This is a genomic window from Mesorhizobium sp. M2C.T.Ca.TU.002.02.1.1 (assembly GCF_003997225.1).
On record NZ_RZTO01001549.1, the window covers coordinates 1 to 423 of the forward strand.

Consider the following 423-nt stretch of genomic DNA (forward strand, 5'->3'; position numbering starts at 1 on the left):
GCCTTACACGATCCCCGGCGTGGTGCTGGCGATCGCCTGCATCCTTTTGTTCCTGCGGCCGCTGCCGCTGATCGGCAGCCTCTACGCGACCGCGTCGATCATCCTGGTCGCCTACGCGATGCGCTTCCTGACGTTGGCGATGAAACCGGTGACGACGGCCGTCGGGCAGATTCCGCGCGATCTCGACGAGGCGGCAGCAGTATCCGGCGCCGGCCCGTTGCGGCGGCTCTGGACGATCACCGCGCCACTCGCGGCGCCCGCGGCCGTGGCCGGCGGGCTGCTGGTGTTCATGAGCGCTTTCAACGAGTTGACCGTCTCGGCGCTGTTGTGGTCGAGCGGCAAGGAAACGCTCGGAGTCGTGCTGTTCAGTCTGGAAGAGGCGGGACTGGGCACGCAGGCGGCGGCAATCGCGGTGTCCACGAT

Annotated in this window: 1 protein-coding gene; it reads left to right on the top strand. The window is 67.8% G+C overall.

Annotation, left to right across the window (positions count from 1 at the left end):
• Positions 1-423 (top strand): ABC transporter permease subunit (locus EOD07_RS37220; protein ID WP_127238551.1); only part of this gene is annotated, 423 nt, incomplete at both ends.